Here is a 15478-nt window from a genome sequence, read left to right on the forward strand (position 1 = left end):
CTTTTGAAATCTTTCAACTGATACTTCGGATTTAGAGTTCGAAGTAAGCTTTGTTTGGGGTATGACATAACGATACGGCCTGGCAACAAAATGCTCAAATCAATTGATCCAAACTGATTGATAGCAGAATACTATTGACTGATTATCTTGAAACGCACTCAAAAACGCCTGATAGCGTTTCTGCCAAGGCGAATGGACAAATAGCGCATACCCATACGCGCCAGACCCCGGTACCATGCTCCAAGACGTTGTGGCGTTACCCATTGCACTCAGGACCAAGAGCACATGTTTCCAGACCGCTTTTATACAATTCAGGACGGACGCGTACACATCTCCGCATCTCAGGCCAGCCAGTTTGCCAAAGAGGTGGCCGAAGATTTCAACCCGATCCACGATCCCGATGCGCGCCGGTTCTGCGTTCCCGGAGATCTGCTTTTTGCCGTAGTGGTGTCGCGTTTCGGCCTGTCCCGATCCATGACCTTTCACTTCCGTGCCCTGCTTGGTGACGGTGTGCCCCTGGAATTCCGGGAAATCGGTGATGAAACCATCGAAGTGTGTGACCAGAATGGCAAGGTCTATATGGAAGTCACCCGCAGCGGCGAAACAACCAGGGATGAGCAGGTTATTGAGGAGTTTATCCGCTGCTACGTGGCAGCCTCCGGTAAAAACTTTCCTCACACGCTCAAACCACTGATGGAATCGAAGGGTGTGATGTTCAACCCGGATCGCCCCATGGTGATGTACGAAAGCATGAGCCTTGCTCTGGATAGCCTGGATGCATCATCACCCGAACTGGAACTGCATAACGCTGATTTGGAAGACAGCGGAAAACGCGGGAATGTCACCCTTGAGTACCGGCTGAACTCCGATGGCAAACCAGTAGGTGAAGTATCCAAGCGCCTTGTTTTAGGGGGCCTTCGCCCCTATTGCCCAGATGCCATGGCGGGTGTTATTGAAGAGTTCTATCGACTGAAAGCCCGCGGCTCCCAGTATGGCGTTGATACAGTAGAAAACTAGACCAAATTCGTACGCCGCAGATACAGAAAACCCCGGGTTCTTGAACTGACCCGGGGTTTTCTTTTAGTTACAGGCCCTTATAGATAGAGCCTGAACTTTTCGCTTCCCGGTTAAAGGGCTGCTTAGATCTTACCAACCAGATCCAGTGAAGGAGACAGAGTAGCTTCGCCTTCCTTCCACGCTGCCGGGCACACTTCGCCTGGGTTGTTGCGAACGTACTGAGCGGCTTTAACTTTACGCATCAGATCGTCTGCATCACGGCCAATACCTTCAGCAGTGATTTCCATTGCCTGAATGATTCCATCCGGATCGATCAGGAAAGTAGCGCGGTCTGCAAGGCCCTGACCTTCACGCATTACACCAAAGTTGTTGGTGATTGTGCCGGTCTGGTCGCCAACCATGTAGTAGTTGATCTTACCGATGGTCTCAGAGCTGTCGTGCCATGCTTTGTGGGTGAAGTGAGTGTCGGTAGACACAGAGAATACTTCAACGCCCAGCTTCTGTAGCTCTTCGTAGTGATCTGCTACGTCGCCCAGCTCAGTAGGACATACAAAGGTGAAGTCGGCTGGGTAGAAGAAGAAGATCGCCCACTTGCCTTTCACATCTGCTTCAGAAATTTCAACAAACTCGCCCTGTTTGAAGGCGGTTGCGTTAAACGGTTTGATTTCGCTGTTAATCACGCCCATGGAATTTTCTCCTTTGGTTCGTTTGTATGTTGATGAATCTACGGTATTAATACTAACCAACGCGGAAACTTAAGTGAAATTGATTAAATTCAATCTCGCGATAGCATTTACCTATAGCGTCCAATTACTTGGCTAAACCTGCCTTTTACCAAGGCCCAACTACATAGCCAAGCTGCTCTGGAAGCCAGAGCGCGATGCCAGGAATGAGCATGACCAGCAAAAGACTTACGCTCATGGCAGCAATAAACACCAGCGCCCACCCAATGGTATGTTCCAGGCGAATATTAGCAATACGTGTTGTAACCATCAGGTTAACCGCTACCGGCGGCGTAAACTGGCCAATGGCGATGTTCATAGCTAACAGAATGCCAAACCATACAGGGTTCCAGCCAAAGTGATTCATCAAAGGCAGTACGATGGGGATAAGAATCAGGTAAATCGATATGGCATCCAGCAGCATACCGGCAATTAACACCAGTACCATAACCAGCCCCAGCAATACCCAACCGTTTTCAGAGAGCGATAAAAGTGCATCGGCCAGATGCTGGAAGGTGCCCAGCGTTGTCCCTGCCCAGGCAAAAATCCCCGCCAGCGCAATGATTAGCATAACCACACCGGATGTCACCGCCGCATCGGTCATCAAATCAAACAGGTTACGGAAGCTAAGGTTACGGTAAACAAGCGTGCCTACAATTACGCCATATGTTACCGCTACCACCGCGGCTTCGGTGGGCGTAAACAAGCCAGAGCGCAAACCACCCAGAATAATAACAGGCGCAAAAAGTGCTGGCAGTGCCGCTTTGAAACTGGGCCAAAAAGGCGGGCGCTCAGATTCCTCGGGGTTTTCCCAACCGTATTTACGGGCGAGGTACAGTGCTGGCACCAGCAGAGACAAGCCCGCCAGAATGCCCGGGAACAAACCCGCGGCAAACAAGGCACGCAGATCCACGCCCGGTACCACAATGGAGTACAGAATCAGGGCTATGGATGGCGGAATCAGTATCGCAGTAGACGACGAGGCTGCAATAAGTGCAGCAGAAAATGGCTGTGGATAACCCGCTTTGCGCATGCTGGGTAGCATAACCATGGCCACAGCCGCCGCATCTGCAGGCCCTGAGCCGCTCATGCCGCCCATAATCAGGCAAACCAGTACCGCCACAACCGTAAGGCTGCCATGCCGCGGCCCTATAATCGCTTGGGCAAAGCGCACCAGGCTGGCAGCCACACCCGCGCGCTCAAAAATGAGGCCGGTGAGAATAAACAAGGGGATCGCAATCAGCGGGTACTTGGACACACTGTTGTAGGTGTTGGTGCCAAAGGTGGCAAGCATATCCGGAGACAGCCCGGATACTATGCCCACCAACCCACCCAATCCCAGAGCTATAGCAACCGGGACACCCAAAAGCAGCGCCAACAGAAAACTGCCGATCATCAAAATATCAGGACTCATGAATCACCTCCGGGTCTTTTTTTCCGCGAAGGCGATCAATAAAGTTTTGAGTCATGCGAATAATGATTGCACCCGATAACACAGGCAACCAGATCACATAAATCCAGTTCGGCAAGCCCAATCCCGGCGACAAGGACTCCCAATCGTATTCCTGCATCGCAAAAATACTTCCGTACCAAGTGGTAACACCCATGACCGCAACACCCGCAAGCCATTGCAGAACAAAAAGCCCTTTTAACGCGGCGGGCGGCAAATGGTGTTCAATCAATTCAATGCGAATGTGCTGATTGTTGCGAGCCGCAACCGCAGCTCCACCAAAGGTAAGCAACACCAACAGAAACACCGAAAATTCCTCGGTGAACGCAAAGGAAGCATCCGTGGTGTAACGAACAATCACATTCCCAAGACTGATCAGGCAAATGGTAATCAGGGCAACGGATGCCAACCAGGCTTCCGGTCGGAACTTCGGGGGTCGGGACGGCATGAATACTCCGGTTCCGGTATCAGCACTCGCCACGCACAGGCGAGCGCTGATACCACAGGCTATTACTGTTTACGGTTGGCTACGGCCGCTTGAGCCTGTTTTACCAGGTCTTCACCAATGCGCGGTGTCCACTTTTTATAAACAGACAGTGTGGCGTTCACAAATGCATCGTGCTGTTCCCGGGTCAGCTCGGTAACCGTCACTCCGCGATCCTTGATGGCTTGCAGTGTATCCGCCAGCTCAGCGCGGGATTTTTCAATTTCCCACTGACCTGCGTCCACCGCCGCCTGCTTCAGCAGAGCCTGGTCTTCTGCACTGAACTGAGCCCATACACGGTTGCTAACTGCAAACACCAGCGGGTCGGCCATGTAATGCCACAGTGTGAGGTGCTCCTGTCCTACCTGGTCGATACGTGCCACATCAAACACAGAGAGAGGGTTTTCCTGGCCATCTACAGCACCCGTAGTCAGTGCTGGCTTGGCATCTGCCCAGCTCATTTGGGTTGGGTTGGCACCCAGGGCTGTAAACGTATCCTGGAACAAAGGCGAGCCCACAACCCGAATTTTCAGGCCTTCCAGATCGGAGGGTTCACTAATCGCAAGCTTAGAGTTAGACAACTCCCGGAAGCCATTCTCGCCCCAGGCCAACGGCGTTACACCACGCTTTTCGATGGCCTTGAATACAGCTTTGCCCGCCTCACCCTGAGTAATGGCATCAATGGCGGCGTTATCGGGCATGAGGAACGGAAGGGAGAAGAGGTTCAGTTCAGGCACCTGGGGCGACCAGTTAATGGTTGAACCCACGGCCATATCAATCAGCCCCGAGCGCATGGCTGAAAACTCTTTGGTCTGGTCTCCAGATACCAACTGGGAGTTGCTGTAAATCTTCATGTTAATGCGCCCTTCCGAGCGCTCTTTTACCAGCTCAACCCATTTATCGGCAGCCTGTCCCCAAGGGAACGCCGACGGCAAAACCGTAGAGACCGTGTACTCATCTTTGTATTGAGCGTTCGCCGCAGAGCTGAGCAACAAAGTCGCTGCAGCAACAGCCATCAAAGAGCCAAATTTCAACATTTTGTATTCCTTTTTTTATTTGCAAGGGAGAGCTCAAGGTGAGATGCCGATCACATCACAGTAGCGAGGATTATAAGAGGGGGTGTTATCGCGACGCAAAACAAAAGCGTTCTATTACAACTCTGTTGCTTTTGCTCGCGCGCCGCTGCAGCAGTCTACACTTAGTGGAATCTAAAACTGACAACTCTCTCAATGGACACTATGGCACGCGACGAACAGAGTAAGTTCAGCCCGAGTAATGCCGACATCAACGAAATACCTGCGAAGGCACTGATTGAGGCCGTAAACATTCGCAGCATATCGCTGGTTGTGCTCACCAGCATCGCCTCACTCTTTTTTATTAGCTGGGCCCAGGCCGTGCTGCTGCCACTGACGGTGGCTGTGCTGATCAGTTACGCCCTGGACACCCTAGTTTCAGCTCTCGACCGTTTCAGAATTCCCAGGCCACTCAGTGCCGCTATCATTCTGGTTTCACTATTGAGCGTTATCGCGGCTGCAAGCATTCCCCTGCAACGTGAAGCCATGGCCATACTGGATAAAGTCCCCGTGGCCATTAGTGACTTTCAACGTAACGAGGCCCGGTCTCCAAAGCAAGAGGAGGGCCTCATTGACAAGGCCCAGGCGGCAGCGAAGAAAATTGAAGAGTCTGCTGCACAGGGGCAAAGCGACGACCACCCGGCACATCAGGGCATCACACCCGTGCGGGTGGTGGATCAACCCATGGATGTTGAAGAGTACGTTCTGCGGAACTCACCTGCTGCACTGGTCATGGTTTCCCAGTTTTTCTCCGTACTGTTACTGGTGTATTTCATTCTGGCGGTGGGTCCCCTGTACAAGCGCAAGATCGTCAAAATCTCCGGGCCTTCATTTGGACGAATGCGCAAGGCCGCGCGAATCATGAATGATTTTCACCACCAGGTACGACGTTTTCTCTTCGTGATGCTGCTTGGCGCGCTGTTTGTGGGCGTACTGACCTGGCTGGCTTTCGTAGCCCTGGGGGTAGAACAGGCCATGCTCTGGGGCGTGGTTGCGGGTGTTGCCAGTGCCGTGCCCTACCTGGGGCCTTTTCTGGTATTTGTGGGCACCGGTATTGCCGCCTTTATCCAGTTTGGCGAGGTTAATACTGCCATCATTGTGGCGGGTATTTCTTTGGCCATCACCAGCATTCAGGGGTACTTGTTAACACCCTGGTTAACCAGCCAGGTTTCGAGCCTCAACCCGGTAGTGATTTTCATCGGGCTTCTGTTCTGGGGTTGGCTTTGGGGCCCTGTAGGGCTGATCATCGCCACCCCCATATTAATGATCATAAAATCCCTTTGTGATCACGTGGTAAACCTGCGCCCGGTGGGAGAGTTGCTGGGCAAGTAAAGCGCCGGGTATTAGCCGGAATTAACGAGTACAGCCATTCCGATAACCAGGTAAATGACGATAAAACCATAAAACAGAAAGGGGTTTTCGTTTCGGTGGTAGTAATTGGTTTTAAAACCTCTGGTTCCGGCTGGCACCTTACCAGTGAGCAGCCCGAATACAGCCATACCAATGGCGAGCAAGCCAGCTATTTTCAGGAAAACCGGTGACATTCTCGCACCCTCTGTAATCCGTTCAGAAACAAGCCGGACAGCGCACCGGCTTTACCGAACGGTTTTCAGTGCCAGGGCGATCATTACATACGCCCAGCCGTGGAAGATCATTTCAATGGCAATCAGCAGGCCGATCACCCAGAGCGCGGACATGGGCCACTGAAAGAAAATCATGCCGCCCAGGACCAGCGAGACAACGCCAGCGAATACCATCCAACCCCAGCGCAGACCAGTGCCCTTCAAGTGGTAGCCCATTACAATCCGCAAAAGACCGGTCGCAACAAAAACGCCACCCAGTAACGCCGTGAGCACCAGGGAGCCAGCCACTGGCTCGGTTATCATACTAACGCCGGCAACTATATAGAGCAGCGCTATCAGAACGTGCATCAGAATACTTTTCCAGCCCCGGCATTTAAACGCCTCAATAATCTGGAAAACACCACCAATCGCCAGCAGCACACCAAAAAAGAGCACTGTTGCAACCGTTACGGCAACACTCATTCCCAGAGCAACGGTTCCCAGCACTATAAATAAAATACCCAGCGCCAGGAGCCACCCCCAGTGCTTGCTCAAATCTCCGACAACACCCTGCACAACCATGAGTTGGCTTTTGGTGTAAACACTACCGCCTGATTGCGACATATTCTTCTCCAGCCTGTTTATTGACACTGCAAACCCGGAACAAAGCTAATACATCTATTATCATGCTAAGCTAACAGCATATTCAAACCTTTGTCACTCGCATACAGACATGGGTCTCACGTTGTTATCTGGTCACTACTCAATAAACTTTACTCACGCCCTCGGGGCGGGATTTAAAGCGCTTGTGCAACCACAGGTACTGATCAGGCAGTTTGCGAATAGTGTCTTCAATATATCGGTTCCAGACTTCCGTATCCTTGCGGCTATCGACCCCAAAACCCTCCTGTATTGGCGAGAACACCACGCGGTAGCTTCCATCAGGCATCCGAAGGTGGCTTACGCAAATAACCGAGGCACCGGAAACCTTGGCAATATAGCTCGGGGATGTAATGCACCCGGTTTCCACTCCAAAAAAGGGCACATACAGCTCGGTTTTGTTGCCAAAATCCTGGTCACAGGCAAACCAGACTTCGCCTCCCTTCTTCAGGAAAGTCACCATTGGCCGCAACTCGCGCTTGGTAAACGGGCGAATACCGAAATGACGACGACGGCCCTTTTCGATCATACGATCAATAACCGGATTATTATTAGGCCGGTATACATAACCCGGGTTGCTCAAGTGGCAGGAAACAAGCGGTAACGCGAAATCAAAAATGCTGTAGTGACCACCGATCAGTAGCACGCCTTTGCCCTTTTCCTGGGCTTCCCTGAGATGCTCCAATCCCTGCACCTCAGTTTTTCCATAACAGGGAGACATATCCCGCCACCATGCATGCGTGCTTTCCAGAAAGCCGCGGGTGCATGCTACAAAATTATCTTCCACCAGCTGTTTGCGGTCGGTCTCATCCAGTTCAGGAAAACAGACCTCGAGATTCCGGTTAGCGACCCGAGCCCGGGATTTAAGTTTGCGGCTCAGAAACCGACCTAGGCGCGCGCCAAAGCGTTGCTTGGATGCCATGGGCAACAAAGACATTAGGTACAGCACGAATACGATCGCCCACGAGGGCCAAAATCGTGGATGCCAAAGGGCGGAACTCTTTTTCTTGGTCATTCGGGCCATACTTCCTTGCCTGCATATTCGGCCGATGAGCCTGACACAGTTCGCCCATACAACATAGGTGAGACTACGAATTAATTGGTTTCTCCACTATTTCCTCATAACAACTCCTTTCCGTTGTTCAGCATAGAGGCCATACTGATATCGCTGCATAGCAGCTTGCATTGAACTTCAGTGCATCGATTATTGAGGTATATGTCATGAGTAAAGGACAAGACAAGAAAAAGGACACCAAGAAGAAACCGCTTTTAACTGCAAAGGAAAAGAAAGCGGCCAAAAAATCCAAGAAAAATGAAACAAATGTTCTAGGGAATTAACCCAGCAGGCTTGGGGTCAACCCCAGTGTGTTTACCTTCAAGCCGCCAACCTGTTTACTGGTAAGGTTACTGTGCTTTCGCCGCTGAATAATGTTGTCTTGATAGGAATGCCCGGCTCGGGCAAAAGCACCCTGGGCGTTCTTTTGGCCAAGGCTGCCGCCTTGGGGTTTGTGGATACGGATCTTTTGATCCAATCACAGACTGGCAGTACGTTACAGGCCATTGTTGATGGCGAAGGCTACCAGGCCTTGCGCCGCATCGAAGAGCAGGTGTTGTGCAGCCTGGATGTGACTGGCCAGGTAATAGCAACCGGCGGCAGCGCCGTATACAGCGACCGCGCAATGCGGCACCTCAAGCAAAACAGTATTGTTGTATTCCTCGATATTTCTCTCACTGCGGTGCGTCAACGCATCGGCGACTTCAGCCTGAGAGGTATTTCAAAGCGCCCGGACCAATCCCTGGAAGACTTGTTTGCCGAGCGGTACGAGCTATATACCCGCTACGCAGATGTGATTATTCAAGGCGAGCATAAAAGCCAGAACCAGGTTTTGGAAGAATTACTCAAGGTCACTGCTGAGATTCAGCGCGACTTACCCGCCCTTCATAAACAACCGCATTCTTAAACTTCATAGCGTACTTACGACTTGAGACCGCTGGAAGCCAGCGCGTAATCAATCCCCGCACACACCGTTGCCACCTGTGCGGCATTGCATTGCTCAGGGGTCACGCTGGCGCTGTCGGGATAGACTTCGGTGGTGGTTTTGTAGGGAGCACTAGTAATACTGGCGCACAATCCCAACTGTGTAAGCGGATACTGAATAACACCCCGGGCAACCACTGGTGAACCGAAAATCTCGCCTTTGGCATCAGCCGGAGCAATATGGGTAACCTGCTCCACCGCCTTGATCAACGCCTGCTGGAATTCTGGCTGCGGGTTCTCGCTGTCATCCACCAGGTAGAAGCCATCGGGAATCTCACCCCGCTCGAATGGTTTGCCATCCCGGGCTGCCAACGCAGGGCGAAACTCGCTTTCGTCGGTATCGGTCGTCTCGTGCAAGTCCATGTGCAAAACCACACGGTCGCGGATCGGCTCCACCAGCTGCATAAGTGCTGCCGACTCCCCTGCTGCGCTGTTTTGATGGAAGGAGCGGTTCGGGTCGATGGCATCTGCGTTCCAGCGATGAATGCGCTCGTATGCCCAGGGGCTAACACAAGGGGCGACCAGCAAGTTGATGCGGCCCGCGTAATCTTCCCCGTGCTGATCCACGAACTGCAGCGCGCCATGCACACCGCTGGTTTCATAGCCATGGACCCCGCCGGTAATCAGGACAACTGGCAAATCGTCGCGCCAGTCGCGGCTTCGGATCGCCATCAAGGGATAGCTCTCAGAGCCATAGTTCAGGCGGCCATACTCTTCCACATCGAAGCGGGAGCCCAGGCCTTCGATCACACTCAACACCTCAGCTTCATAGCTGCGTTGATGGCTCTGTCGGGACAACCACTCGGCGCGTTCCTCATCACCCCAAGGCGTGCCGGGGGTTCCGATGGGATAGGATTCAGGGGCTGTGTTCATCTTACGCTTATCCTCCTTTGGGGTGTCGCTTGGAAATATCACCAACTCATCGCCTTCCTGCCAGGGCTGAAACTTGACCATGGCCTGCAAGAATACCGGGTGTTCCAGCCAGCCTCTCAGCCATTGCTGCAGACTTGGATATGGCAGGCTGTAAAAAACGTCCCGGTCTACATGGGCGAACTGGCGCACAAAGGGCATGATGCCCACATCTGCGATACTGATGCTATCCCCAAGCAGATAGCTATTTTGGGCCAGTAAATTCTCTAACGCCTGCAAAAACACCTCGCCCTGCTGCCGGTACTCCAGTTGGCTCAATTCTGGATGGCGATCGGCGTATTTATAGCGATCTAACCAATGTTTGAATTCGTTGTCGTTGCGGTCGATCAGAGCGTTAGCACTGACCAAATCGGTGCCTAGCAAACCTTGGGGATCATTCTGCTGCAGAGCCCATTCAAGTATTTCCCGGCTTTCCTCGATAACCGGCCGGGTAGAGCTGTCATCTGCTGCCAGCTCCAGTACGGGAACCGTACCTTTAGGGCTGATAGCCAACATCTGCGCTGGCTTGTTTTTCAGCACTATCTCGCGCAGCTCCACCTTCATTTCGGCAAACAGGATTCCGAGCCGGGCACGCATGGCGTAAGGGCAACGTCGGAAGGAATACAAGCGGGGTAGTGAAACAGTAATAGTGTGCCTCCAGGCTGAATGAACCAGGGCACACATTATAGAGGAATTTACAGCGATCAAGGATTTGGCTGGCCAGGTGGCTCAGCCGCAAGGTGCTTGGGCCATAATTTCCTGCCCGCGTGCCTGCATCAGTGTTTCAAGGTGTTCCCGCAACCACACAATGCCCGGGTCACGGTCGTGGCGGTTGTGCCAGATGAGGTAAAGACTGGTCGGGTCCACTGAAAATGGCAGCTCGCCCAGCCACAGGCCGTCCAGAAAGCCGCAATCCTGAGTGATCAGCTGTGGCACGGCCGCAATCAGGTCGGACTCCCTGAGCAACTGAGGCACAATGGAAAAGTGGTTTACCGTGGCCGCTATACGCCGGCCAAGCCCCTTCTGATCAAGATAGCTATCAACAAATCCGTGAGCATCGCCCGACATGCTCACCAACAAATGCCGTGCGCTGGTGAACTCCTCCAGAGTGATCGGCCGACCCGCCAGCGGATGATCATACCGCATCGCCAGAGCATAACCACTCTCTAACAGCCAGGTGCTACGCAGGCTGTGGTCGTGATGACTGAGCATGCCTATGGCCAGATCAACATGGGCCTCACGTAAATCCTGGTGGGTGCGCTCCATAGTGTAGGGTACCGCATGCAGATCAACCCCCGGCGCCTCCTGCTCTAACAGCTGAATCAACTGTCGCCAGATCATTTCTGTAATCACATCGGTGACGGCTATGCGAAAAGTACGCTTTGAGCTGGCCGGATCAAACTGGGTGGCGCTAACCGCGTTAGTGAGCGTGTACATAGGCTCACTCACCTGGTCCCAAAGGCTAAGCGCATAAGAAGTTGGCTCTATGTTGCGGCCTTTGCGAACAAACAGTGGGTCGTTCCAGATCTGGCGCATTCTGGATACCGCGTTAGACACCGCAGGCTGGGTCATGGCCAGCCGTTCTGCCGCCCGGGTGATCGAACGCTCAGTCATTATGGCATCAAAAATGTACAGCAGTTGCAGCTCTTGCGTTCGCATTCTGGCTTCCCGGCAATCCGTATCCGGTAAGTCTGGCCTGCGCGTGGCTTCACCGCAATCACTTACGGGCATTGATTTCTGCATTACAAACGCTTGCTGAACACCAGGCCACCCCAGGCCAGGGTACGGTCGCCGGTACCCTGCTTGATTTCCGAGCTTTGCACGCGCAACACGTAGCTCAGCTCGATGCCAGCCACAAAACTGTGGGTGTATCCGGCCCAGACTTCCGCCAGCAGCACATTGAGGTCGCTGGCGCTCAGCTCATGCTCTGAATCCCGGAACTGCCCTTGCAAAAAAGCGTTATAGGCACGAGCTTTGACCGATAGGCCTCCCCAGAAGTAATTTTCCCGCCCGCCATGAGCCGCCACCCCCGGTGCGCGCTCGCCATACGCCATCAGCTCCGGGTTGAATCGATTATCCGGCGACGAGATCAGGCCACTTCGGAACACCAGCGCGGCACCAAACTCCGTTAAGTAACCCACCGAGCCGAAATAGGTCACCTTGAGCTGACGGTCTGGCACGCTCGCATCCAGGTACTGATGGTAAGCGGCAGAATAACGGAAGGTAGGCTCACCGCCGTTTGAAATCTGATGCTCCCAGCCGTTCGCCCGGTCGCTGCCTACCACTTTGTGAACCGCGTTCTGAGCAGACTTGAACACATCCAATCCGAGCATTCCCACCGTGAGCGAGGTTGTCCAGCCGGCATTGCCGGCAGCCGCCCGATAGCTCTGGCTGGAAGACAAATACACAAGGCTGCTGTATGGACGGTCGTTCCTATCAACCGCTGACGCCTTGATTTCCTCTGGCGTAAAACCATAGGCACCAAACTCCAGCGCCTGACTCTCTGGCTTTTCAACCTGTGCATCACTATGAGGAAGCACGAGCTTATCCAGGCTCTGGCTCACCCGAGCTGCCGGGTTGTTGAGAAAGTCCCGGGAATTTGACGAGTAGGTGACCGCCAGCCCGGCGGTGTAGTCCCGGTCGGTTTGGGTCGGAGCAAAAAGATCGTTATCGGAAGACACCGCCAACACAGAGTCAGCAGATTGTGCCGGAGCTGAGAACGAAAAAGCGGCGGCAGCCAAAAGAGATGTGATGTGTTGAAAGCGCATAGCCAACTCCGAGAAGTGATGAATCGGAACCAAGTTGGCTTGTATTTTTATGAAACTGCAGGAACAGGACTAATCAAAGCATCGTATTCAATACATCACTCAGAGTTATGTATAAGCATTAATTCGTATAATAGAGATCGTTTTGACGGCTTCAACACCAGATAAACCAGCCCTCACATCAATCTGCGTGATGTAGGCTATACCGTTTACCAATTATTCAAGCTTGCTCCAGAGCCGCATACTTCGCTGCATCTGATCCCGGAACACCCGGAGATTCAGCGAACTGTTCAAACCTACTTACTCTGGAGATACAGACATGCGTAAATTTGCACTTATTACACTCGCCTCCCTGTTTGCCGTGGCCGCTCTGCCCGCAAATGCCAGCCTGGCTGACCGTAAATCAGACCAGACCGACATGGAGGAGGCCAAGCCTTCACCTTACAGCGGCCAGATAGTCATTCGCGGTGAAGTACAGAAAGAAAAGCTTGGCTGAGTGTTCTGAATGTTGGTGGCGAAGCGCATGGTTATGCTTTTATCGGCCTTGCCGATGGGGGTTTGGCTTAAACAGCTTAAACCATGCGATTAAGCCAGCAACAGTCCCAAGGCCAAGGAATATAAAGAAATCTGCAACGCTGAATTGGCCAACGTTATACATCAGCCCCAAGACGACGAGAAAAAATGTCCCAATGCTGCCGGTAAGCCTTAAGTTCATGTTTAAACCCTTTCATGGAATTTTTTAGAGCGCAAGGCTGACGAGAGAGTGCAAAATGATGCTGAATGGTCTTGTTATGCATCTCGTATTGATAATACTAACTTTTCCATACTATCAAGAGTATTTGAAAACGAGCTTTCTATATCAGAAAGCGCCACCCTGATCATGGAGAGGGATTCAATACATTTTTGTTTGTCTAAATTACGGTTAGCCTCGGCCAGCTCACGCAATAGAGCATCAATAGACTTCACTGTTCCGTCAGTATTGGTACTCCATTTATTAATATCGATAGATTCCAGGATCTCTGAAAAGTCTTCTTCCAGCGCTTCACTATCTGCTTCGGATGGGCCTTCAAACCTTCCTGCAGCTAAGCGGAGTTCGGTTAATAGATCTTTGTATATAGTTAAATCCATCCGCTTTCTCTTGTAACTTTTTTAGCTTTCTTGCCTATTCCTTAGCTTCTTTCGTGTGATGGTAGGTCAAGCTGGCAGCCCCTCGAACGCTGGGACCTCCCCTAACGCCTCATCCCAAACAGCTTTGCTGGATGAAAAAATGTGCGCTGTCGGTGCCATAGAGATTTCACTGTCCAAGCACCCTGCGGGAACAACAAGCAAGCCAGGGGTCTGGGTGCTGGGCAATGCTGAGCCACACAACTTACAAAAGCTTTTGTTATGACGAGTGCCTGGAAGCGTATACGAGGTCACAGCATCTGCACCTGTCCGCCAGACCAATTTAGCTGACTGGGAGAATAGATTTGCTGCATGAGCCGAACCCGTATCTTTTTGGCAATGCTTGCAATGGCACAGGTAAAAGCAATCGAAGCCCCCTGTTACCTCAAAGCTAGCGGTGCCGCACAGACAAGAACCGAAATGATGAGTCATCTGAATCCCTTCTATGGCCTGTGGAGAAATACACACAACGCCGAGCGCACCGGTGACTTTGACGCAGCGAAGCGGAGGCTAAGGCATCTGAGTGTCGCGCTTGGTTAAATTGCTATCGTTCACCTTCCAAGCCATGCCATACCCGAAGAATAATGATGGCGCTGGTATGAACCGAATATCGAACGACGTACTTGCCGAAAACCATATCTCGGACAGAGTCAGGTACCGGAGCCATTTCAACTGGTGTGCCGATTTTGGAGAAACCTGGTAGCAACTCGATCCTACCAACCAGTTCAGTGGCTATCCTGGCAGCTGCTGACGGATTGTGGATGGCGATAAATTCCCTGAGGCGCTTCAAATCTTCAATGGCTTCGTCCGTATAAACCAGTTTCACTTACACGACCTCGGTGCATCCTGCTCGTTTTCAGTTCCCCAACTATTGAGCCAGCTATGAACTTCGCTGGCATCAACCACCTTACCTTGGGCAGCAGATTCCATTGCCTCCAGCGTTTGCTTCCAACGCTCTTGTTCAAGCTGTTGCTTTGCTATGTACTCCGACAATGCCTGATTGATCACCCAACCTTTGCTCCGGTGGAGCCTACTGGCGATCGCATCAAGATTTTTCTCAACTTCTGCCTGAAGGCGAACTGTAGTGACGCTCATGGCTGGACCCTCAAATTTGATGACTACAATGTATTACATCATAGTCGACAAAGGTGCGCCAAAAAAATTTAACGCCCGCAGCATGCGCGGCTTTGGAATGGAGGCGAAGCCGCAATGGAAAAGACGTCGCCGTGCCTGCGATGGTTATGCTTTTTACTCATACTGAGCGGCCTCATCTCTCAGGCATTGCGCCAAGTCAGCCGGTTCCATAACCCAGAACACCCACTCTTTATTCGGAAATACCGCGACCTTTACATTGTCAGCCTCAAAGGTTGGCAGCCAATGAGATAGAAATTCTTCAAGTGGTATCTCTACCGCATGATGGCCAGGGAAATGCTCATCTACAATCCTTTGAGCATACTCAGGGTGCGGCCAAACGGGGAAATACTCTAAATCTTCGGGAGTGATGGGAACCAGCCGGTGTTTTTCAAGATAGTTGACACTGTTTCTGTGTTTAAGCCGCGTCTTTTTCTACGGCGCATTTTTCCGGATTCAGTGTCGTTGGCCCAACGGGCTCGCAATTTCTGACCTGGCGACTT

The 15478-nt window shown here is 52.2% G+C and carries 18 protein-coding genes and 1 pseudogene; 4 read left to right on the forward strand and 15 right to left on the reverse strand.

All coding sequences use genetic code 11. The features are described 5' to 3' along the window. Positions 1-285 precede the first annotated feature (285 nt). Positions 286-1017 carry a DUF3581 domain-containing protein gene (locus FE848_RS08970; protein ID WP_200202443.1) on the forward strand — a complete coding sequence of 244 codons (732 nt, stop codon included), beginning with the start codon at positions 286-288 and terminating at the stop codon, positions 1015-1017. 122 nt (positions 1018-1139) lie between these two features. Here the strand turns inward: FE848_RS08970 and ahpC are convergent, their stop codons facing one another. The 4 genes from ahpC to FE848_RS08990 form a co-directional block, all read right to left on the reverse strand. Then, positions 1140-1703: an alkyl hydroperoxide reductase subunit C gene (gene ahpC / locus FE848_RS08975; RefSeq protein ID WP_200202444.1), complete on the reverse strand. Its 564-nt coding sequence runs from the start codon at positions 1701-1703 to the stop codon at positions 1140-1142. Positions 1704-1848: 145 nt separating this feature from the next. Then, entirely contained in the window at positions 1849-3153 is a 1305-nt protein-coding gene (locus FE848_RS08980) for a TRAP transporter large permease (protein WP_200202445.1), read from the reverse strand. Next, positions 3143-3637: a TRAP transporter small permease gene (locus FE848_RS08985; RefSeq protein WP_200202446.1), complete on the reverse strand. Its 495-nt coding sequence runs from the start codon at positions 3635-3637 to the stop codon at positions 3143-3145. The genes FE848_RS08980 and FE848_RS08985 overlap by 11 nt, the downstream gene beginning before the upstream one ends. Before the next feature lie 62 nt (positions 3638-3699). Next, positions 3700-4710: a DctP family TRAP transporter solute-binding subunit gene (locus tag FE848_RS08990; RefSeq protein ID WP_200202447.1), complete on the reverse strand. Its 1011-nt coding sequence runs from the start codon at positions 4708-4710 to the stop codon at positions 3700-3702. Positions 4711-4902: 192 nt separating this feature from the next. Between FE848_RS08990 and FE848_RS08995 the strand changes: the two genes are divergently transcribed. Further along, complete coding sequence (locus FE848_RS08995) at positions 4903-6078, forward strand: AI-2E family transporter (RefSeq protein WP_227715245.1); 1176 nt, start codon at positions 4903-4905, stop codon at positions 6076-6078. An 11-nt stretch (positions 6079-6089) separates the two neighbouring features. Here FE848_RS08995 and FE848_RS09000 read toward each other — a convergent pair whose 3' ends face one another. The 3 genes from FE848_RS09000 to FE848_RS09010 form a co-directional block, all read right to left on the reverse strand. Continuing rightward, on the reverse strand, positions 6090-6290 hold the full coding sequence (locus FE848_RS09000) for a hypothetical protein (protein WP_200202448.1): 201 nt from the start codon (positions 6288-6290) through the stop codon (positions 6090-6092). A 51-nt stretch (positions 6291-6341) separates the two neighbouring features. After that, entirely contained in the window at positions 6342-6932 is a 591-nt protein-coding gene (locus FE848_RS09005) for an HdeD family acid-resistance protein (RefSeq protein WP_200202449.1), read from the reverse strand. A 139-nt stretch (positions 6933-7071) separates the two neighbouring features. Beyond that, entirely contained in the window at positions 7072-7983 is a 912-nt protein-coding gene (locus FE848_RS09010) for a hypothetical protein (protein ID WP_227715246.1), read from the reverse strand. Between the two features lie 430 nt (positions 7984-8413). Between FE848_RS09010 and FE848_RS09015 the strand changes: the two genes are divergently transcribed. Further along, a complete protein-coding gene (locus FE848_RS09015) occupies positions 8414-8929 on the forward strand; it encodes a shikimate kinase (RefSeq protein ID WP_200202451.1) in 516 nt (171 codons plus the stop codon). A 1022-nt stretch (positions 8930-9951) separates the two neighbouring features. Here FE848_RS09015 and FE848_RS09025 read toward each other — a convergent pair. From FE848_RS09025 to FE848_RS09035, 3 genes and pseudogenes are all read right to left on the reverse strand, one after another. Beyond that, positions 9952-10599: pseudogene (locus tag FE848_RS09025) on the reverse strand (glutathione S-transferase); the annotation flags it as partial. Between the two features lie 45 nt (positions 10600-10644). Further along, on the reverse strand, positions 10645-11574 hold the full coding sequence (locus FE848_RS09030; protein ID WP_200202485.1) for a LysR family transcriptional regulator: 930 nt from the start codon (positions 11572-11574) through the stop codon (positions 10645-10647). Positions 11575-11657: 83 nt separating this feature from the next. Next, entirely contained in the window at positions 11658-12683 is a 1026-nt protein-coding gene (locus tag FE848_RS09035; RefSeq protein ID WP_200202452.1) for a lipid A deacylase LpxR family protein, read from the reverse strand. A 316-nt stretch (positions 12684-12999) separates the two neighbouring features. Here FE848_RS09035 and FE848_RS09040 point away from each other — a divergent pair, with 316 nt between their 5' ends. Further along, complete coding sequence (locus FE848_RS09040) at positions 13000-13176, forward strand: hypothetical protein (RefSeq protein WP_200202453.1); 177 nt, start codon at positions 13000-13002, stop codon at positions 13174-13176. A 293-nt stretch (positions 13177-13469) separates the two neighbouring features. Here the strand turns inward: FE848_RS09040 and FE848_RS09045 are convergent, their stop codons facing one another. The 5 genes from FE848_RS09045 to FE848_RS19045 all read right to left on the reverse strand — a co-directional run bounded on the left by FE848_RS09045 (position 13470) and on the right by FE848_RS19045 (position 15356). Further along, positions 13470-13808, reverse strand: a complete 339-nt coding sequence (locus tag FE848_RS09045; RefSeq protein ID WP_200202454.1) for a hypothetical protein — start codon at positions 13806-13808, stop codon at positions 13470-13472. A 66-nt stretch (positions 13809-13874) separates the two neighbouring features. Further along, on the reverse strand, positions 13875-14276 hold the full coding sequence (locus FE848_RS09050) for a GFA family protein (protein ID WP_200202455.1): 402 nt from the start codon (positions 14274-14276) through the stop codon (positions 13875-13877). 112 nt (positions 14277-14388) lie between these two features. Further along, positions 14389-14670, reverse strand: a complete 282-nt coding sequence (locus FE848_RS09055; protein ID WP_200202456.1) for a type II toxin-antitoxin system RelE/ParE family toxin — start codon at positions 14668-14670, stop codon at positions 14389-14391. Then, a complete protein-coding gene (locus FE848_RS09060) occupies positions 14667-14939 on the reverse strand; it encodes a CopG family ribbon-helix-helix protein (protein WP_200202457.1) in 273 nt (90 codons plus the stop codon). The genes FE848_RS09055 and FE848_RS09060 overlap by 4 nt, the downstream gene beginning before the upstream one ends. A 153-nt stretch (positions 14940-15092) precedes the next feature. Then, the gene (locus FE848_RS19045; RefSeq protein ID WP_227715269.1) at positions 15093-15356 is read right to left on the reverse strand and encodes a DUF2750 domain-containing protein; all 264 of its coding nucleotides are present in this window, start codon (positions 15354-15356) and stop codon (positions 15093-15095) included. Positions 15357-15478: the final 122 nt, after the last annotated feature.

It is taken from the genome of Marinobacter sp. 1-3A (assembly GCF_016597775.1).
Taxonomy (GTDB): Bacteria; Pseudomonadota; Gammaproteobacteria; order Pseudomonadales; family Oleiphilaceae; genus Marinobacter; species Marinobacter xiaoshiensis.